General features: G+C 66.8%; 19 protein-coding genes. 14 read left to right on the top strand and 5 right to left on the bottom strand.

Annotated elements, in window-relative coordinates:
* The first annotated feature begins 407 nt into the window (after nt 1–407).
* The 4 genes from hemE to rho all read left to right on the top strand — a co-directional run bounded on the left by hemE (nt 408) and on the right by rho (nt 4,379).
* Entirely contained in the window at nt 408–1,448 is a 1,041-nt protein-coding gene (gene hemE / locus H261_RS07990) for a uroporphyrinogen decarboxylase (RefSeq protein WP_008616251.1), read from the top strand.
* 4 nt (nt 1,449–1,452) lie between these two features.
* Nucleotides 1,453–2,466: a ferrochelatase gene (gene hemH, locus H261_RS07985; RefSeq protein ID WP_008616250.1), complete on the top strand. Its 1,014-nt coding sequence runs from the start codon at nt 1,453–1,455 to the stop codon at nt 2,464–2,466.
* A complete protein-coding gene (hemJ, locus tag H261_RS07980) occupies nt 2,460–2,897 on the top strand; it encodes a protoporphyrinogen oxidase HemJ (protein ID WP_008616249.1) in 438 nt (145 codons plus the stop codon). The genes hemH and hemJ overlap by 7 nt, the downstream gene beginning before the upstream one ends.
* A 225-nt stretch (nt 2,898–3,122) precedes the next feature.
* A complete protein-coding gene (gene rho, locus H261_RS07975) occupies nt 3,123–4,379 on the top strand; it encodes a transcription termination factor Rho (protein ID WP_008616247.1) in 1,257 nt (418 codons plus the stop codon).
* A 115-nt stretch (nt 4,380–4,494) separates the two neighbouring features.
* On the opposite strand, the gene H261_RS07970 is transcribed toward rho, so the two are convergent.
* From H261_RS07970 to H261_RS07955, 4 genes are all read right to left on the bottom strand, one after another.
* Complete coding sequence (locus H261_RS07970; protein ID WP_008616244.1) at nt 4,495–4,872, bottom strand: hypothetical protein; 378 nt, start codon at nt 4,870–4,872, stop codon at nt 4,495–4,497.
* A 62-nt stretch (nt 4,873–4,934) separates the two neighbouring features.
* Entirely contained in the window at nt 4,935–5,912 is a 978-nt protein-coding gene (locus H261_RS07965) for a quinone oxidoreductase family protein (RefSeq protein WP_008616242.1), read from the bottom strand.
* A complete protein-coding gene (locus H261_RS07960; protein WP_052004188.1) occupies nt 5,909–6,361 on the bottom strand; it encodes a methylated-DNA--[protein]-cysteine S-methyltransferase in 453 nt (150 codons plus the stop codon). Before H261_RS07960 ends, H261_RS07965 begins: the two co-directional genes overlap by 4 nt.
* An 8-nt stretch (nt 6,362–6,369) precedes the next feature.
* Nucleotides 6,370–8,385 carry a thioredoxin domain-containing protein gene (locus H261_RS07955; RefSeq protein WP_008616240.1) on the bottom strand — a complete coding sequence of 672 codons (2,016 nt, stop codon included), beginning with the start codon at nt 8,383–8,385 and terminating at the stop codon, nt 6,370–6,372.
* Nucleotides 8,386–8,474: 89 nt separating this feature from the next.
* On the opposite strand from H261_RS07955, the gene H261_RS07950 reads away from it, so the two are divergent.
* The 10 genes from H261_RS07950 to H261_RS26495 all read left to right on the top strand — a co-directional run bounded on the left by H261_RS07950 (nt 8,475) and on the right by H261_RS26495 (nt 17,352).
* The gene (locus tag H261_RS07950; protein WP_008616239.1) at nt 8,475–8,726 is read left to right on the top strand and encodes a DUF6489 family protein; all 252 of its coding nucleotides are present in this window, start codon (nt 8,475–8,477) and stop codon (nt 8,724–8,726) included.
* Between the two features lie 2 nt (nt 8,727–8,728).
* Nucleotides 8,729–9,070: a (2Fe-2S) ferredoxin domain-containing protein gene (locus H261_RS07945; protein ID WP_008616238.1), complete on the top strand. Its 342-nt coding sequence runs from the start codon at nt 8,729–8,731 to the stop codon at nt 9,068–9,070.
* A 10-nt stretch (nt 9,071–9,080) separates the two neighbouring features.
* Entirely contained in the window at nt 9,081–10,406 is a 1,326-nt protein-coding gene (gene mnmE / locus H261_RS07940) for a tRNA uridine-5-carboxymethylaminomethyl(34) synthesis GTPase MnmE (protein WP_008616237.1), read from the top strand.
* A gap of 35 nt (nt 10,407–10,441) precedes the next feature.
* A complete protein-coding gene (mnmG, locus tag H261_RS07935; protein ID WP_040475987.1) occupies nt 10,442–12,298 on the top strand; it encodes a tRNA uridine-5-carboxymethylaminomethyl(34) synthesis enzyme MnmG in 1,857 nt (618 codons plus the stop codon).
* A gap of 46 nt (nt 12,299–12,344) precedes the next feature.
* Nucleotides 12,345–12,962 carry a 16S rRNA (guanine(527)-N(7))-methyltransferase RsmG gene (gene rsmG / locus H261_RS07930; RefSeq protein ID WP_040476002.1) on the top strand — a complete coding sequence of 206 codons (618 nt, stop codon included), beginning with the start codon at nt 12,345–12,347 and terminating at the stop codon, nt 12,960–12,962.
* A complete protein-coding gene (locus H261_RS07925) occupies nt 12,943–13,743 on the top strand; it encodes a ParA family protein (RefSeq protein WP_008616234.1) in 801 nt (266 codons plus the stop codon). The genes rsmG and H261_RS07925 overlap by 20 nt, the downstream gene beginning before the upstream one ends.
* Before the next feature lie 52 nt (nt 13,744–13,795).
* A complete protein-coding gene (locus H261_RS07920) occupies nt 13,796–14,740 on the top strand; it encodes a ParB/RepB/Spo0J family partition protein (RefSeq protein WP_008616233.1) in 945 nt (314 codons plus the stop codon).
* 89 nt (nt 14,741–14,829) lie between these two features.
* Nucleotides 14,830–15,186: a hypothetical protein gene (locus H261_RS07915; protein ID WP_008616232.1), complete on the top strand. Its 357-nt coding sequence runs from the start codon at nt 14,830–14,832 to the stop codon at nt 15,184–15,186.
* Nucleotides 15,187–15,678 (top strand): YchJ family protein, encoded by a 492-nt coding sequence (locus H261_RS07910; protein ID WP_008616231.1) that lies wholly within the window; start codon nt 15,187–15,189, stop codon nt 15,676–15,678.
* An 81-nt stretch (nt 15,679–15,759) separates the two neighbouring features.
* Nucleotides 15,760–17,352, top strand: a complete 1,593-nt coding sequence (locus H261_RS26495) for a caspase family protein (RefSeq protein WP_008616230.1) — start codon at nt 15,760–15,762, stop codon at nt 17,350–17,352.
* 445 nt (nt 17,353–17,797) lie between these two features.
* Here the strand turns inward: H261_RS26495 and H261_RS07900 are convergent.
* On the bottom strand, nt 17,798–18,261 hold a 464-nt coding region (locus H261_RS07900; RefSeq protein ID WP_008616229.1), incomplete at its 5' end, for an IS256 family transposase.

Below are 18,261 nucleotides of genomic sequence, written 5' to 3'. Positions count from 1 at the left end.
TGTGGATAACCCGCAAGTCCGTGGATAAGGGGGGGTCCCGGCGGGAAGGGGGAAAATCGCTCCCCACTGACCCGAATTCCATGGAGGCACATCCCCCCATGTCCAAAACCGTTCCGCACTCCCCGACAATAGCGTGAATCGCCGCCGGCCACACCCGATTTCCCCGTTTTCCCCATGGAGCGAAGGCGTGCAAAAACAAGGCGCTGGCCCTGTTGCACCGCACTCATCCACAGCCAAGACAGGGAGGGGCGAAATTCGGGACAAGCCTGTGGATCCCTTGGGCAAAACATCCAATCCCCGTTATCCACAGGCACCCACTAACCACAGCAACCTTTTCTCTAAACCTTAAAGTCTGTAAGAGAGAGCCATCCCCAGCCTGCGAGGCCCCCAGTTCCGAGGAAACGCCCGTGTCCAGCTCGTCCAAGCCCTTCCTCCGCGCCCTCGCCGGCGAGACCCTCACCCCGCCGCCCTTCTGGCTGATGCGCCAGGCCGGACGCTACCTGCCGGAATACCGCGCCACCCGCGCCGAGGCCGGCAGCTTCCTCGACCTGTGCTACAATTCCGACCTGGCCTGCGAAGTCACCCTGCAACCGCTCAGGCGCTACGGCTTCGATGCCGCCATCCTGTTTTCCGACATTCTGGTGGTTCCCGACGCGCTGCGGCAGCAGGTTGCCTTCAAGGAAGGCGAAGGTCCGGTATTGACGCCCATTCGCTCGGCAGAGGATTTGAACGCCCTCGACCTCTCGGGCCTGCACGACCATCTCGCTCCGGTCTACGAAACGGTCCGGAAGCTGTCGGCCGCCATCCCCAAGACCACCGCCCTGATCGGTTTCGCCGGCGCGCCGTGGACGGTGGCCACCTACATGATCGAGGGCAGCGGCTCCAAGGACTTCGCCAAGGCCAAGGGCATGATGTTCGGCCAGCCCGAGCTGTTCGCCCGCCTGATGGCGCTGCTGGTCCAGGCCACCGGCGACTACCTGATCCGCCAGATCGACAACGGCGCCGAGGCCATCCAGATTTTCGACACCTGGGCCGGGGCCCTGCCCGAGGACATGTTCGAGCGCTGGGTGATCGGCACCACCCGCAGCCTGGTGGAACGTATCCGCGCCGAACGGCCGGGCGTGCCGGTGATCGGTTTTCCGCGCGGGGCCGGCTATCTCTACAAGCGCTACGTCGCGGAGACCAAGGTCGACGGCGTCTCGCTGGACCCCTCGGTGCCGCTGGAGTGGGCGGCGGCCGAATTGCAGACCCGGTGCACGGTTCAGGGCAATCTCGATCCGCTGCTGCTGGTGGCCGGCGGCGAGGCGCTGGATTCCGGTATCGACCGGGTGCTCAATGCGCTGTCCAAGGGACCGTTCATCTTCAACCTCGGCCACGGCATCACGCCGCCGACCCCGCCGGACAATGTGGCGCGGCTGGCCGAACGGGTGAAGGGCTGGAAGGGCTGAAGTCATGAGCTTGGCAGGGGGCAGGAAGACGGCCATCGTGCTGTTCAACCTGGGCGGACCCGATTCGCTCGAGGCGGTGCAACCCTTCCTGTTCAATCTGTTCAACGACAAGGCGATCATCGGGGCGCCCGGTCCCATCCGTTGGCTGCTGGCCAAGTATATCTCGGCCAAGCGGGCGCCCATCGCCCGCGGCATCTACCAGATGCTGGGCGGCCGCTCGCCCCTGGTGCCGGAGACCGAGGCGCAAGCGCGGGCCTTGGAGCATGTGCTGGGCCAGGGCTTCCGCTGCTTCATCGCCATGCGCTACTGGCATCCCTTCACCCATGAGGCGGTAGCGGCCATCAAGGATTGGGGTGCCGACGAGGTGGTGCTGCTGCCGCTCTATCCCCAGTTCTCCACCACCACCACCGGCTCGTCGCTCAAGGAATGGCGCGAGCAGGCGGAAATGCAGGGTCTCGCCGCGCCGACCCGCCTGGCCTGCTGCTATCCCACCGAGCCCGGATTGGTGGCGGCCATGGCCGATCTGGCCCGGATGGGCTACGAGGAAGCGGCGGGTGCCGGCCGGCCGCGCATCCTGTTCTCCGCCCACGGCCTGCCCAAATCGGTGATCGCCAAGGGCGATCCCTATCAGGCCCAGGTGGAACTGACCGCCGCCGCCGTGGCGCGGGCTACCGGGATTCAGGATCTGGACTGGGCAATCTGCTACCAGAGTCGGGTCGGCCCCATGGAATGGATCGGTCCCAGCATCGAAGCCGAGCTGGAACGGGCCGGTAGGGACGGGGTGCCGGTGGTGATCGTGCCGGTGGCCTTTGTCTCCGAGCATTCCGAGACCCTGGTGGAACTGGACATCGAATACCGGCACAAGGCCGATCAGCTGGGTATTCCCGCCTATGTCCGGGTGCCGGCGCTCGGCTGCCATCCCGCCTTCATCCGGGGGCTGGCCGATGTGGTCCACCGGCCCCAGGCCTTCACCGGCCAGGCCTGCAAACGTCTCGGACGGAGCTGCCCCTCATGCTGAGCGGATCGGCCTATCTGTGGATCAAGGCGGTGCACGTCATCGCGATCATCTCGTGGATGGCGGGATTGCTCTATCTGCCCCGGCTGTTCGTCTACCATTGCACGGCCCGCCCGCGTTCCGAGACCTCGGAAACCTTCAAGATCATGGAGCGCCGCCTGATCAAGGCGATCATGACGCCTGCCATGGTGGTGGCCTGGACCCTGGGTCTGGTCATGGCGGTGGACGGCGGCCTGTTCAGCCAGGGCTGGTTCCACCTCAAGCTGGCTTGCGTCGCGGCGATGACCGCGGCTCACTTTTTCCTGGCCCGCTGCAAGGACGCCTTCGCCGAGGACCGCAACACGCGGCCGGAAAAATTCTATCGCGTCATCAACGAGGTCCCCACCCTGCTGATGATCGTCATCGTCATCGTGGTGATCGTCAAGCCGTTTTAGAACTTGAGGTTTGAACTTGAACTTGAGGTTTGACAGGGCCGCCGGCTTTGGCTAATGCTCTAGCGAAATCTCTCAGGGCGGCCAACACGCCCGTTTCCCACCATCCCCCTTCCGCGCCGGATCGTCAGCATCCGTTCCTGATCGGCAGCCGGTCCGCCCCGAGTCGGACCCGTCCCACCTTAAGCCGGTCGTCAGCGCGGGATATCCATCCAACGGATTTCTCCCATGCATTTGCAGGACCTGAAGAAAAAGAGCCCGGCCGAACTCCTGGCCTTTGCCGAAGAGCTGGAGGTGGAAAACGCCAGCACGCTGCGCAAACAGGACATGATGTTCGCCATCCTGAAGCAGCTGGCCGACAACGACACCCCCATCTACGGCGACGGTGTCCTGGAAATCCTGCAGGACGGCTTCGGGTTCCTGCGCAGCCCCGAAGCCAATTATCTTCCCGGCCCCGACGACATCTATGTCAGTCCCAGCCAGGTGCGGCGCTTCGGTCTCAGGACCGGCGACACGGTGGACGGCCAGATCCGCTCCCCCAAGGACGGCGAGCGCTATTTCGCCCTCCTGAAGGTCAACAACATCAATTTCGAGGACCCGGAAAAGGTCCGCCACCGCATCAATTTCGACAACCTCACCCCGCTCTATCCCGACGAGAAGCTGAAGCTGGAGATCGAGGACCCCACCCGCAAGGATCTCACCACCCGCGTCATCGATCTGGTGGCGCCCATCGGCAAGGGCCAGCGCGCCCTGATCGTCGCCCCGCCGCGCACCGGCAAGACGGTGATGCTGCAGAACATGGCCCACGCCATTTCGCTCAATCATCCCGAGGTCTATCTGATCGTGCTGCTGATCGACGAGCGGCCCGAGGAAGTGACCGACATGGCCCGCTCGGTGAAGGGCGAGGTTATCAGCTCCACCTTCGACGAGCCGGCGTCCCGCCACGTCCAGGTCACCGAGATGGTGCTGGAGAAGGCCAAGCGCCTGGTCGAGCACAAGCGCGACGTGGTCATCTTGCTGGATTCCATCACCCGCCTGGCGCGCGCCTACAACACCGTGGTGCCCAGCTCGGGCAAGGTGCTGACCGGCGGCGTCGATGCCAACGCCCTGCAGCGCCCCAAGCGCTTCTTCGGCGCCGCCCGCAACATCGAGGAGGGCGGCTCGCTGTCCATCATCGCCACCGCGCTGATCGATACCGGCTCGCGCATGGACGAGGTGATCTTCGAAGAGTTCAAGGGCACCGGCAATTCGGAAATCATCCTGGATCGCAAGCTTTCCGACAAGCGCACCTTCCCGGCCATCGACATCACCAAATCGGGTACCCGCAAGGAAGAGCTTCTGGTCGACAAGGGCATCCTGTCCAAGATGTGGGTGCTGCGCCGTATCCTGATGCCCATGGGCGTGGTCGACGCCATGGAGTTCCTGGTGGACAAGCTCAAGCACTCGAAGAACAACGGCGATTTCTTCGAGGCGATGAATTCCTAAGGGAAAACAAGGCGAGGGACTTGTCCCTTCGCGCATCCCTCTTTCTGATGAATTCAAAGGGGGTCCGGGGCATTGCCCCGGGCAGGGGTTTGGGGGCTGAAGGCCCCCAATATCTTCAATTATGCCCGGACGTCCGCCGCCGGTGATGGCGGCGATGGCTCTGGCTCAGCAGGTCGTCGGAAGGGCTGTCGTCCTCGGAGCGGCGGCGCCACAGATGGATGCCGCCGGCCAGCAGCATGGGCGGCACCACCACGATGGCGATGCGGCCCAGCATGTTGAAGAACGAATTGCGGTCGGTATCGATGACGATGGCGTTCTTGCACTCGTAGCGCTGCTTGAAGGTGCCCGAGCAGTCGCGCAGGCGTTCCTTCACCGTCTCGGAGGAATGGTTTTCCACCGTACCCTGGGGAAGATTGGCGAACTGGTCCCAGCCCGCCCAGGCCATCCAGGCCAGACTGATCACCGTCACCGTGAAATTGCCGATCTTGGACACGCCTTCCTCCAGCCCGGGGCCAATTCTCGGCCCCGGACTCTACTATCCTTTCGGAAGGGGCCTCACGGCAAGAGGAGAGTGGAGCCGGTGGTCTTGCGCCCCTCCAGGTCGCGGTGGGCCGCCGCCGCATCCATCAGGGCGTAGGTCTGGTTGATCTCCACCTTGACCACACCCTTTTGCACCACCTCGAACAGTTCCTTGGCCGATTCCACCAGATCGGCCCGTTTGGCGGTGTAGGTCATCAGGCTGGGCCGGGTCAGGAACAGCGAGCCCTTGGCGCCCAGCAGGCCGGTATCGAAGGGCTCGACCTTGCCCGAGCTCTGGCCGAACGACACCATCATGCCCAGCGGCCGCAGGCAATCGAGGGATTTGAGGAAGGTGTCCTTGCCCACCGAATCGTAGACCACCGGCACGCCTTCGCCGCCGGTGATCTCGCGCACCCGGGCGGCGAAATCCTCGGATTTGTAGAGGACGGGATGGTCGCAGCCATGGGCCCTGGCCAATTCCGCCTTGTCCTCCGATCCCACGGTGCCGATCACCGTGGCGCCCAGATGGCGGGCCCATTGGCAGACCAGCAGGCCCACCCCGCCGGCGGCGGCATGGACCAGGATGGTGTCGCCCTTCTGCACGGGATAGGTCCGGCGCAGCAGATACTGGGCGGTCATGCCCTGCAGCATCATGGCGGCGGCCTTGTGCTCGCTGATGCCGTCGGGCAGCCTGACCAGCCGGTCGGCGGGCATCAGGCGCGCCTCGGCATAGGCGCCGAGCGGCGGGTTGGCGTAGGCCACCCGGTCGCCCGGCCTGAACTCGGTGACGCCGTCGCCCACCGCCTCGACCGTGCCGGCCCCTTCCAGGCCGGGGGTAAAAGGCAGCGGCGCGGGATAGAGGCCGGTGCGATGGTAGACGTCGATGAAATTGAGGCCCACGGCGGCATGGCGCAACAGCACCTGACCGGGGCCGGGAGCACCGATTTCGACCTCTTCCCAGACCATGACCTCGGGACCGCCGGGCTGGTGGATGCGGATGGCGTGAGTCTTCACTTCACCGATACTCCCTCATGGCGCAGCAGGAATTCCTTGGTCTCCACACCGTCGATACCGGAATAGCCGCCCATGGCGCCGTTGGCGCCCAACACCCGATGACAGGGGATGATCACCGGGATGGGATTGCGGCCGCAGGCACCGCCCAGGGCACGCGCCGCGGTACCCAGTTGCTCGGCCAGTTGGCCGTAGCTTCGGGTCTGGCCGAAGGGAATCTTAGCCAGGGCCGCCCAGACCTTCTGCTGGAATGCCGTGCCGTGGGGCGCCAGCGGCAGGTCGAAACTGGTGCGCTTGCCGTCGAAATATTCCTCCAGCTGGTCGCGGGCTTTCAGCAGCAGGGGCGTTTCGTCGTTTTCAGGCAGGAAGCCCCAATCCAATGCGACGATGGCATCATCGGCCTCGAACAGGGCCAGCGGCCCGATGGGGGAGTTGAAGGCGAGCTGCGGCATGGCGGTGGTCACTTTTCGCTGAGCAGGGCGGCCAATCTTTCGGAATCGGTGACCGGCGCCCGGCAGGTGGAGCCCCGGCAAATATAGGCCGCCGCCCGTCCCTCCACCAGCGGCTTGCCGTGGGCCGGATGGCCGGCGGGCAGGGTGGTCCCGTCCTCGACCCGCAGCAGCGAGGCGGGGGGCAGTGGCGTGGCGGCATAGGCGCGCAGCAAAGCGAGGCCGTTGCGGTCGTCCAGCTTTCCGACGATCACCACCTGCAGCGGCTCGGCCAGGATGGCGAAGGCCTCCAGCAGCGAGGTCATGTGGGGGATCTGTTCCGGCAGGGCGGCGGCGAAGGCGTCGATCACCGCGCTCGCGCGGTCGCGCCATGTCTCGTCGCCGGTGGCCAGCCACAGCCGGGCCAGCGCCTCGGCCATCATGCCGTTGCCGCTGGGCACCGCCGAATCGAAGGCCGGCTTGGTGCGGACCACCACGTCGGTGGCGTCCTCGGCCGAGAGAAAATAGCCGCCGCCGTCCTTGTCCCAATGATGGGCGTGGACCTGCTCGGCCCAGGCCATGGCGCGGTCCAGGTATTCCGGCCCGGTGGTGGTTTCGTATAACGCCAGCGCCGCCAGGATCAGCCAGGCGTAATCGTCGAGCACCGCGGCGGTCTCGGCGCGGCCCTGGCAGAGGGAATGGGCGGGCCGGCCATCGGGCCGGGTCATCTTGTCGACAATGATCTCAAAGGCATGCTCGGCGGCGGCCAGCCAATCGGGGCGGTCGAAGGCCAGCGCCGCCTCGGCCAAAGCGGCGATCATCATGGCGTTCCAGTCGGCCAGGACCTTGCCGTCGCGGCCCGGCCACACCCGCTTGTCCCGCTCGGCCAGCAGGGCGGCCTTGGCCTCGGCCAGGGTCCCGTCATCGCCGCCGCCGTGCTTGTGGTTGCGGTGGAGGATGTTGCGGCCCTCCCAATTGCCATGGGCCTGCACCCCGTAGAGCCGGCCGAAGCGGGTGGCGGTCTCCGTGTCCAGCAGGGCCGAGAGTTCCTCGGCGGTCCAGGTGTAGAACAACCCTTCCTCGCCCTCGCTGTCGGCGTCCAGGGCGGCGGCAAAGGCCCCGCCCTCGGCGGTCATGTCGCGCAGCAGCCAGCCCACCGTCTCGAAGATGCGGGTGCGATAGAGCGGCGAGCCGGTGTGCTTCCACACCCTGGTCAGCAGCGACAGCAGCTGGGCGTTGTCGTAGAGCATCTTCTCGAAATGGGGCACCAGCCAGACGTCGTCGGTGGAATAGCGCATGAAGCCGCCGCCCAGGTGATCGTAGATGCCGCCCTGGCAGATGTGGTCCAGCGTCACCGTCACCGCGTCCTTGAGGCTGGAATTGCCGGTCCTCAGATACGAGTGCCAGAGGAAGCGGAACAGGCCGGGCTGGGGGAACTTTGGCGCGCCCACCGTGCCGCCGTCCTCGAAATCGATCAGGCGCAGGCATTGGGTGGCGCCCAATTCCACCACCTCCATGTCCAGATTCATGGGTCCGGGCGAGCGGGCCATCTGCTCCAGGGCGTCGCGGATGCGCTCCACGTTGTGGCCGATCTTCTCCGGGTCCTTATGGAAGGTGTTGGCGATGCCCTCCAGCACGTCGGGGAAGGCGGCGCGGCCATAGCGCGGCGTGGCGGGAAAATAGGTGCCGCCCCAGAAGGCCTCGGCATCGGGGGTAAGGAACATGGTCAGCGGCCAGCCGCCGTGCTGGCCCATCAGGGCCAGGGCGTTCTGGTACAGCGCGTCCAGGTCGGGACGTTCCTCGCGATCCACCTTGATGTTGACGAACAGGTGGTTCATCAGCCCGGCGATGCCGGCGTCCTCGAAGCTTTCATGGGCCATGACGTGGCACCAGTGGCAGGCGGAATAGCCCACCGACAGCAGGATCGGCTTGTTGCTGGCCTTGGCCTCGGCCAGGGCGTCCGGTCCCCAGGCCCACCAATGGACAGGGTTATGGGCATGCTGCAGCAGATAGGGGCTGGTCTCGGCGGCCAGTCGATTGTGGGACATTCCTTGATCCTTGAACGGCGGGACATTGCGTCATGGTGGGCTAATGCTTAGTTTGGGAGGACGGGCGACAAGCGCAAGACGAGGATGACATGAAGATTACCGTGGATGTGGACTGTACGCCGGAGGAGGCGCGGACCTTCCTCGGCCTGCCCGACGTCAAGCCCATGCAGGAGGCCATGATGAAGCAGATCCAGGATCAGATGGCCGCCAACCTGCACGCCATGGAGCCGGAGACCATGCTGAAGGTCTGGCTGCCCGCCGGCGTCCAGGGCATGGAGCACTTGCAGAAGATGTTCTGGTCCCAGTTCGCCTCCGGCGGCCAGCGTCCCAAGGAGAAGTAGCAGTGAGCCGTCTGCCCAGCGATCCGCCCGATTATTTCCGGGTCCACGTCTTCATCTGCACCAACCGTCGCCCCGACGACAACAAGCGCGGCTCCTGCGCCCAGAAGGGGTCCGAGGCCCTGCGCGAGCACATGAAGGACGCCCAGAAGAGGCTCGGTCTCAAGGACGTGCGCATCAATTCCGCCGGCTGTCTCGACCGTTGCGGCCAGGGCCCGGTGATGGTGATCTATCCCGAGGGCGTCTGGTACACTTTCGCCACCACCGCCGATATCGACGAGATCCTCGACACCCATGTGGTCAAGGGCGGCCGGGTCGAGCGCCTGATGCTCGCCCCCGATTCCTGATTTCCCTCCCATGTCCGACACCATCTATGCCCTCGCCAGCGCCACCGGCCGGGCCGGCGTGGCGGTGTGGCGGCTGTCGGGCGAGGGGAGCGGGACGGCGCTCGCCGCCCTGACCGGCAAGCCCCCGCCCGAGCCGCGCAAGGCCCGGCGGGTCCGCCTGCGCGACGGGACGGGCGAGATGATCGACGACGGGCTGGTCCTGTGGTTTCCCGCCCCTCATTCCTTCACCGGCGAGGATGTGGCCGAGCTGCACCTGCATGGTGGCCGCGCCGTGGCCGCCGCCCTGACCGCCCGTCTGGGGGAGTTGGGCCTGCGCCCCGCCGAGCCCGGCGAGTTCTCGCGCCGGGCCTTCCTGGGCGGCAAGCTCGACCTGACCCGCGCCGAGGCCATCGCCGATCTGGTGGACGCCGAGACGGCGGCGCAGCGGCGCCAGGCGCTGCGGCAGCTGGACGGCGGGCTGGCCGGTCTGGTGGAAGGCTGGCGTTCGCGCCTCGTCCGCGCCATGGCCCACCTGGAGGCGGTGATCGACTTCGCCGACGAGGACATTCCCGACACCCTGCTGGATCAATCGGTCGGGGAGGCGGACTCGCTGCGGGCCGAGATGGCGGGGCATCTGGACGAGCGACGCAGCGGCGAACGTCTGCGCGACGGTATCCACATCGCCATCCTCGGCGCCCCCAATGCCGGTAAGTCCAGCCTGCTCAACCGTCTGGCCGGGCGCGAGGCGGCCATCGTCTCGGCCCAGGCCGGCACCACCCGGGACGTCATCGAGGTGCATCTGGACCTGAACGGCTGGCCGGTGATCGTCGCCGACACCGCCGGGCTCAGGGACAGCGCCTGCGAAATCGAGAGCGAGGGGGTGCGCCGGGCCGAGGCCCGGGCAGCGGGGGCCGACCTCAAGCTCTGCGTCTTCGACGGGGCGCTCTATCCCGGTCTGGACGCCGCCACGCTGGAAATGATAGACGACGCCACCCTGGTGGTGCTCAACAAGCGCGACCTGATGACGGAAGAGGTTCCGGCCATCCTCATGGGCCGCCCGGTCCTCGCCCTGTCGGCCAAAGCGGGCGAGGGCATGGACGGGCTGGCCGCCGCCCTGGCCGAGACGGTGGAACGCCGCTTCGCCGTCGGGCCGGCCCCCGTCCTGACCCGCGAACGCCACCGGAAAGCGGTGGCCGAGGCGGTGGCGGCCTTGGGCCGCTTCGACCCGGCCTTGGGGGTGGAGACGGCCGCCGAGGACCTTCGTCTGGCGGCGCGCTCGTTGGGCCGCATCACCGGACGGGTGGAGGTGGACGAGATCCTGGACGTGATCTTCCACGAGTTCTGCATCGGCAAATGAATCCGATGGGCTTCTATGGATAGGGTCTGTTTCACGTGAAACAAACAAGTTCTTGCGATGTGGTGGTGATCGGGGCGGGCCATGCCGGATGCGAGGCGGCAGCGGCGGCGGCGCGCTTGGGGGCGCGCACCGTGCTGCTCACCCAGCGCCTGGAGACCATCGGCGAGATGTCGTGCAACCCGGCCATCGGCGGTCTGGCCAAGGGCCAGCTGGTGCGCGAGGTCGACGCAATGGACGGGCTGATGGGCCGCGCCATCGACCGGGCCGGCATCCAGTTCCGCATCCTCAACCGCAGCAAGGGACCGGCGGTGCAAGGCCCGCGCGCCCAGGCCGACCGCAAGCTCTATCGCCTCGCCATGCGCGCCTTGCTGGACGAGACCGCCAATCTGTCGCTGTTGCAGGGCTCGGCCGAGGATCTGGTGATCGCGGATGGACGGGTGACCGGCGTGGTGCTGGCCGACGATTCGACGCTGGCCTGCGGCGCGGTGGTGATCACCACCGGCACCTTTCTGCGCGGCCTGATCCATCTGGGGGAGAAGACTTGGGCCGCGGGACGGGTGGGGGACGCGCCGTCGCTCGGCCTGTCCCTGGCCCTGGAGCGGGCGGGCCTGCCGCTGGGCCGCCTCAAGACCGGCACGCCGGCACGCCTCGACGGCCGCACCATCGATTGGGATTCGCTGGACCGCCAGGAGGGCGACGACCCGCCGGTGCCGTTCTCCACTCTGACCGACCGCATCACCACGCCCCAGGTGGCCTGCGGCATCACCGCCACCACGCCGGAAACCCACGCCGTCATCCGCGCCAACCTGGCCCGCGCGCCGATGTATTCCGGCCAGATCCAGAGCACCGGGCCGCGCTATTGCCCCAGCATTGAGGACAAGGTGGTGCGCTTCGCCGAGCGCGAGCGGCATCAGATCTTCCTGGAGCCCGAGGGCCTGGACGACGACACCGTCTATCCCAACGGCATCTCCACCTCGCTGCCCGAGGATGTGCAGCGGGCGATGATCGCCACCATCCCCGGCCTGGAACATTGCCGGGTGATCCGCCCCGGCTACGCCATCGAATACGATTTCGTCGATCCCCGGGCGCTGCACCGCTCGCTGGAGACGAGGGCGGTGGGCGGGCTGTTCCTGGCCGGGCAGATCAACGGCACCACCGGTTACGAGGAGGCGGCGGGCCAGGGCCTGATGGCCGGGCTCAACGCGGCGCGCCGGGTGGGCGGGTCGGCGCCGCTGGTCCTCGACCGGGCCGACGCCTATCTCGGGGTGATGATCGACGATCTGGTCGGCCTGGGGACGTCGGAGCCCTACCGCATGTTCACCTCGCGGGCCGAGTACCGTCTGCTGCTCAGGGCCGACAACGCCGACCTCCGTCTGACCCCCAAGGGGCGCGAGGCGGGTTGCGTCGGCTCGGAGCGCTGGGCCTCCTTCATGGTCAAATCCGCCGGGCTGGAGCGGGGCAGGGCGTTGCTGCACACCCTCAAGGGGTCGCCCGACATGCTGCGACGCCATGGGCTGGAGATCAACCGCGACGGGGTGGTGCGCTCCGCCTGGGACCTGCTGGCCTATCCCGACCTCGGCCTGGGGCGTCTTGCCGGAGTGTGGCCCGAGCTGGGGCAGCTGTCGGGGGCGGTGGCCGAGCAGCTGGAGATCGAGGGCAAGTATGCCGGCTATCTCGAGCGGCAGGAGGCCGACATCCGCGCCTATCGCCGCGAGGAAGGCCTGTCCCTGCCAGCCGATCTGGATTACGACGCCATCGGCTCGCTGTCCAACGAGGTGCGGCAGAAGTTCAAGGCGGCGCGGCCCGAGACCCTGGCGGCGGCGGCGCGCATTCCGGGCATCACCCCGGCGGCGGTCACCGCCCTGTTGGGGCATGTGAAGCGGACCGCCTAGATTTAGTGTTTCACGTGAAACACACCACAGCATGGGGAATTCGATTGTGGGTCCGGAAGAGTTCCTAACGAAATCTGGTGTTTCACGTGAAACATTCGAACGCCTGCGCCTCTATGCCGAGTTGCTGCTCAAGTGGCAGGCCCGCATCAATCTGGTGGGGCCCGATACGCTGCCCGATCTGTGGTCGCGGCATCTTCTCGATTCCGCCCAGCTGTTTCCGCTGATCAAGCCGGGGGCCGGGCGGCTGGTTGATCTGGGCAGCGGCGCCGGCTTTCCCGGCCTGGTGCTGGCGCTGATGGGGGCGTCCGACGTCCATCTGGTGGAAAGCGATTCGCGCAAATGCGCCTTTCTGCGCGAAGCGGCGCGGGTCACCGGAACCCCGGTCACCGTGGTCAACAGGCGCATCGAGCAGGTGCCGCCGCTTTCCGCCGACGTGGTGACCGCCCGCGCCCTGGCGCCGCTCGACCGCCTGCTGGGTTGGGCCTTTCCCCACCTCGCCCCGGGGGGCGAATGCCTCTTCCTGAAGGGTAGGGGGGCGGAAGACGAATTGACCGCAAGTGCGAAAGAATGGAATATCACGGCGAGCCGGGTGCCTTCGCTTTCCGATCCCGGCGGTCTTGTCCTTCATCTGCGTGAGGTATCCCGTGGCCGAGCCCAGCCGTAGCAGCGCCCGTGTCATCGCCGTCGCCAACCAGAAGGGGGGCGTGGGCAAGACCACCACCGCCATCAATCTGGCCACCGCCATGGCGGCGACCAAGAAGACGGTGCTGATCATCGACCTCGACCCCCAGGGGAACGCCAGCACCGGGCTGGGCATCGACCGGGGCGCGCGCGAGGTCAATTCCTATCATGTGATGCTGGGCGAGGCGGCCCTGGCCGACGCGGTGATCGCCACCAATATTCCCGGCCTGTCCGTGGTGCCGTCGGGCGTCGACCTGTCGGGCGCCGAGATCGAGCTGGTGGAGTTCGAGCGCCGCGAGCATCGGCTGAAGGAATCCCTGGCCGGGTCGCTCGCCGCCTATGATTACGTGCTGATCGACTGCCCGCCGTCGCTCAATCTGCTGACGCTCAACGCCCTGGTGGCGGCCAACGCGGTGATGGTGCCGCTGCAGTGCGAGTTCTTCGCCCTGGAAGGCGTCAGCCATCTGATCAAGACCATCGAGCGGGTGCGCCAGGCCTTCAATCCCGGCCTGGAATTGCAGGGCATCATCCTGACCATGTTCGACAAGCGCAACAACCTGTCCGACCAGGTGGCCGCCGACGTGCGCGAGTATTTCGGCGACAAGGTCTACAAGACGGTGATTCCGCGCAACGTCCGGGTGTCCGAGGCCCCCAGCCATGGCAAGCCGGTGCTGCTCTACGACATGAAGTGCACGGGGTCCGAGGCGTATATCAACCTGGCGTCGGAAGTGTTGAAGCGCGAACGGGAATTGTTGAGGGCCTAGAAAGCCTGAGCGACGCGCTTAGGCAGACTGAGGGCTAACCAAGAGGGTCAAAGTGGCTGAAGAAAAGAAGAAGGGCCTGGGGCGCGGCCTGTCCGCCCTGCTGGGCGATCACGCGGCCTCGGCCATCGCGGCGGTGACCAGCGCGGCGGCGGCGGGACCGGAAGGCCAGGCGGCCATCAAGGGCCTGCGCACCATGCCGCTGGAGCATCTCCAGCCGGGCAAGTTCCAGCCGCGCCGCACCTTCGATGAGGATCGCATCGCCGATCTGGTGGAATCGGTGCGCGAGAAGGGCATCCTGCAGCCGCTGCTGGTGCGGCCGCTGCCGGGCAACCCGGCGCGCTTCGAGATCATCGCCGGCGAGCGCCGCTGGCGGGCGGCCCAGGGCGCCAAGCTGCACGAGGTTCCGGTCATCGTCCGCGAGCTTTCGGACCGCGAGGCCCTGGAAGTCGCCCTGGTCGAGAACCTGCAGCGCCAGGATCTGTCCCCCCTGGAAGAGGCCGATGGCTATCGCCGCCTGATGGACGAGTTCTCCCATACCCAGGAGGAACTGGCCAAGGCGGTGGGCAAGTCGCGCTCGCACGTGGCCAACATGATCCGCCTGCTGGCCTTGCCCGATCCGGTCAAGACCATGCTGGAGAAGGGCGAGCTGACGGCGGGCCACGCCCGCGCCCTGCTGACGGCGGCCGATCCCCTGCGCCTGGCCCGCGACGTGGTGGGCCGGGCGCTCAACGTGCGCCAGACGGAAAAGCTGGTCAACGACGAGGGCAAGGCCAGGCCGACCAACGGCGGCCGGCCGGCTGGTTCGGCCAAGGACCCGGACATCGCGGCGCTGGAACGCGACCTGACCTCGTCGCTGGGCTGCAAGGTGGGCATCCGCTCCCTGGGCAAGGGCGGCGAGCTGACCATCTCCTACGGCTCGCTGGAGCAGCTGGACGACATCCTGGCCCGCCTGTCGCGCAATCCCGACCGCTCCGTCGAGGATCTGGACGCCGTCTGATCCGCTTCAAATCTTCCCCTCTATGAAGACGTCGCCCGCCTTTGTAGTATGGGGCGGGCGGCGCGGAAGAATCCGGGGGGAAGACGAGGATGGCGAATACCGAAGACAATGCGACCCTGGATGCGTTGCTGGCCAATCTGCCGGACAACGTCATCGAATCCTTCACCCCCGAGCAGCGGGCCGCCCTGTGGAATGCCGCCAAGCCCATCAGTTGGCGCAAGCATCCCATCAACATCCGCATCACCTTTCCCTTCGTCGGCGGGCGCTATTTCGTCACCATCGTCGGCGGCTTCGAGCGCCGGTCCATCGACCGCATCGACCGCGACCGCCATATCCATCCCCTGCGCACCGCCGGCAACGTGCTGTTCATGCTGGGGGTGGGGGGGGCCTTCTACCTCGCCGCCGTCATCGGCATCTTCATGTTTTCCAACCTGATCGAGTTCTGAATGACCACCTGTCCCTGCGGCTCCGGCCAGACTTTCGCTTCCTGCTGCGAACCCTTCATCCTGGGCAAGGCGCTGCCGCCGAATCCGGAAGCGCTGATGCGTTCGCGCTATGCCGCCTTCACGGTGGCGGCCATCGACTACCTGCACGACACTCTGGCCCCCGGCGAGCGCGGCGATTTCCACCGTGCCGACACCGAGAAGTGGGCCAGGTCGTCGCAATGGCTGGGCCTGACCATCCACGGCGCCAACGGGGGCGGCGAGGGGGAGAATGAGGGCACGGTGGATTTCACCGCCCGCTTCCGCCTGGACGGCAAGAACGAGGCCCACCGCGAGCTGTCCTCCTTCCGGCGCGAGGACGGCCGCTGGTACTATGTCAGCGGCCATATCGGCGGCGCCCCGGTGGAACAGCGCCGTGTCGCCGTCAAGGCGGGCCGCAACGACCCCTGTCCCTGCGGCTCGGGCAAGAAATTCAAGAAGTGCTGCGGCGCCTGAGTTAAGCCGCTTAGATCAATCGGGCTACCCCGTCCGCCGCCGGATGGCATAGAATATTGCCGTCTGTTCCGGGAGGCGGGGATGCGCAAGCTTGCGGTGCCGATCCTGCTGCTCGCCCTCGGCGGGTGCGCGACCAAGGTGGAAAGCAGCGGCAACCTGCAGGTCTGCCGCAACGGCCGCTGCGCTCCCGCCGGGGAGACCATGACGCGCGCCGATCTGGTGGCGGCGCTGCACGGCCTGTTCCGCGATTCGGCCGGCGCGCCCATCGGCCTGTGCGAGGCCGCCGGCTCCGCCTGCAAGGACCGCAACGTCTCGTTCTACGTCCAGGGCGGGCCGATTCCCGGGCTGGCCAGCATCGACGCCGCCGACGCCGCCGGAATCAGCCTTGACCGCGACCAGGGAACCATCAGGCTGAGCCTGACCTACCGCGCCAGCTTCCTCGGTGTTCCCACCGCCTGCGGCGCCTCCGAGACGGTGGTCACCGTCGCCTCGCTGACCGATGTGCGGATCGAAAGCGGCAACTTCTACTGCAATTGGCTGCTGGTCGGCAACGTGGTGGCCAACAGCCATTACGCGGTGGAGCGCATCGATCTCGATACAGGAAAACTGACCGGTCGGTATTCCATGGGTACGGTGGGCCTGCTGGTGGTGGGCGGCGGCAAGGGCGAGTTCCTGCTCGACTTCAAGCGTCAGCCCGCGACGGCGGTGGCCGCCGCGCCGCCGTCATCGCCGTCGCCACCGCCGGCACCGTCGCCGCCGGCACCGATACCGCAATCCCGCCCGGAGTCGCCTCCGCTCTCGCCCTCGCCACCCATGGCCGTCCGGCCCGCGACAGCCGCTCCGCCGCCTATTCCCGAGGGTTTCGCCACCACGCCGCCGGTCACCCGCTTTCCCCGGGGGCCGGAGCGCCCCGACGACGTGGCGGTGGTCATCGGCAATGGCGACTATTCCCGCCAGGGCCGCGACATTCCCAACATCCGTCCGGCCTATGCCGATGCCGAGGGGGCGCGGCTGCTGGCCGTCCAGGCCCTGGGTATCCGCGAGGGCAACGTCATCTTCCTGCGCGACGCCACCGGCGCCCAGATGACCCGCATCTTCGGGTCCGAGCGCGACCATCGCGGCCAGCTGTTCGACTGGGTAAAAGCCGGCAAGAGCCGGGTCTACGTCTATTACGCCGGCCACGGGGCGCCGGGGGCGCGGGGCAACGGCCCCTATCTGGTGCCGTCCGACGCCGACGTCGCCCGCATCGAGCTGAACGGCTATCCCCTGAAGACGCTCTACGACAATCTCGGCAAGCTGCCCGCCGATTCGGTGACCCTGGTGCTGGAGGCCTGCTTCTCGGGCTTGAGCCCGGCCGGTTCGGTGCTGGGCCAGGCCTCGCCGGTGTTCTTCGAGGTCAAGTCCCCCGAGGTGCCGGCCAACCTGACGGTGATCTCGGCGGGCGCCGCCAACCAGATGGCCTCGTGGGAGCAGGACGGCAGCGACGGCCTGTTCACCAAGTACTATCTGCTGGGCATGAGCGGCAAGGCCGACGCGGCCCCCTACGGCAACGGCGACGGCAAGGTCGGCCTGGACGAGATGGACCGTTACCTCAAGGACACCATGACCTATTGGGCCCGGCGCTATTACGGCCGCGACCAGAACGCCCAGATCATTCGGGGAAGCGGACGTTAGAGCCAAATCTGGCGCACGCTTAGGCAGAGGGCAAGATCAAGGCTAAAGCGTGATGCAGATTTTCCGCGCCATGCTTTAGAAAAGCAGAAGGGCCACGGTTTCCCGCGGCCCTTTGGCTGGTCCGATTGGAGCGGGCGAAGGGATTCGAACCCTCGACCCCAACCTTGGCAAGCAAGAAACTACCACGTTCACTCGGTATCATTGTGTGCGCTGAATTTCAACCCAGTCCCGGCAAATGCAGCGTCTGACGGACGATCTGGGCATTTCGCCGGACTGAACTGCACGGAATTCGGTGACACGGTGTTGAAATTGGCTGGAGCCTGATGCGAGTAACCGGGCGGTAACCGCGGGCCAAGCAAAGCGATAAGCGAGAGGGGATCGCGTCCCAGGACGTGGTGTAACAGCGGTGTCGCCGTCTGATCCTCGGCCGGGTTGGCCGTGTTGATCAAGCTGCCGCGACGGGCGGCAGGCTCACCAGGGGATCATCGCTCAGGGGAGCGACGGTTTCCAGGGTCATGTAGCGGGATCGCTGGACGGCCCATTCGTCGTTCTGTTCAAGGAGGATGATGGCGTCTTCGTTGGGGAAGATGCCGACCACCTCGGTGCGGCGCTTGATCTCGCCGTTGAGGCGCTCGATGGGATTGGTCGAGTGCAGCTTGGTGCGGTGCGCCTGCGGGAAGCCCATGTAGGCCAGGACATCCATCTCGGCATGGTCCATCAAATCGACCAGCTTGTGCGCCCTGGGGCGAAGCTGATCGGCGACCTGGCGCCATTGGGCATGGGCGGCGGCATTGGCTTCCTGGGCAAAGGCGGTGCCGATGAAGGCGGAGACCACCAACTTGACGCCGCGCAGGCCGCGACGGGCCAGCTTGCGCAGGAAGTCCTTCCAGAAGATCTCGGCCTCCGAGG

The sequence above is a fragment of the Paramagnetospirillum caucaseum genome, assembly GCF_000342045.1.
Taxonomy (GTDB): domain Bacteria; phylum Pseudomonadota; class Alphaproteobacteria; order Rhodospirillales; family Magnetospirillaceae; genus Phaeospirillum; species Phaeospirillum caucaseum.
This window is presented reverse-complemented; position numbering and strand designations above follow the sequence as displayed.

Coding starts and splice junctions, on each gene's coding strand:
- rho (WP_008616247.1), top strand. CDS start 3,123: ATGCATTTGCAGGACCTGAAGAAAAAGAGCCCGGCCGAACTCCTGGCC.
- mnmE (WP_008616237.1), top strand. CDS start 9,081: ATGTCCGACACCATCTATGCCCTCGCCAGCGCCACCGGCCGGGCCGGC.
- hemJ (WP_008616249.1), top strand. CDS start 2,460: ATGCTGAGCGGATCGGCCTATCTGTGGATCAAGGCGGTGCACGTCATC.
- H261_RS26495 (WP_008616230.1), top strand. CDS start 15,760: ATGCGCAAGCTTGCGGTGCCGATCCTGCTGCTCGCCCTCGGCGGGTGC.
- hemH (WP_008616250.1), top strand. CDS start 1,453: ATGAGCTTGGCAGGGGGCAGGAAGACGGCCATCGTGCTGTTCAACCTG.
- H261_RS07910 (WP_008616231.1), top strand. CDS start 15,187: ATGACCACCTGTCCCTGCGGCTCCGGCCAGACTTTCGCTTCCTGCTGC.
- H261_RS07950 (WP_008616239.1), top strand. CDS start 8,475: ATGAAGATTACCGTGGATGTGGACTGTACGCCGGAGGAGGCGCGGACC.
- H261_RS07915 (WP_008616232.1), top strand. CDS start 14,830: ATGGCGAATACCGAAGACAATGCGACCCTGGATGCGTTGCTGGCCAAT.
- H261_RS07960 (WP_052004188.1), bottom strand. CDS start 6,361: ATGCCGCAGCTCGCCTTCAACTCCCCCATCGGGCCGCTGGCCCTGTTC.
- H261_RS07955 (WP_008616240.1), bottom strand. CDS start 8,385: ATGTCCCACAATCGACTGGCCGCCGAGACCAGCCCCTATCTGCTGCAG.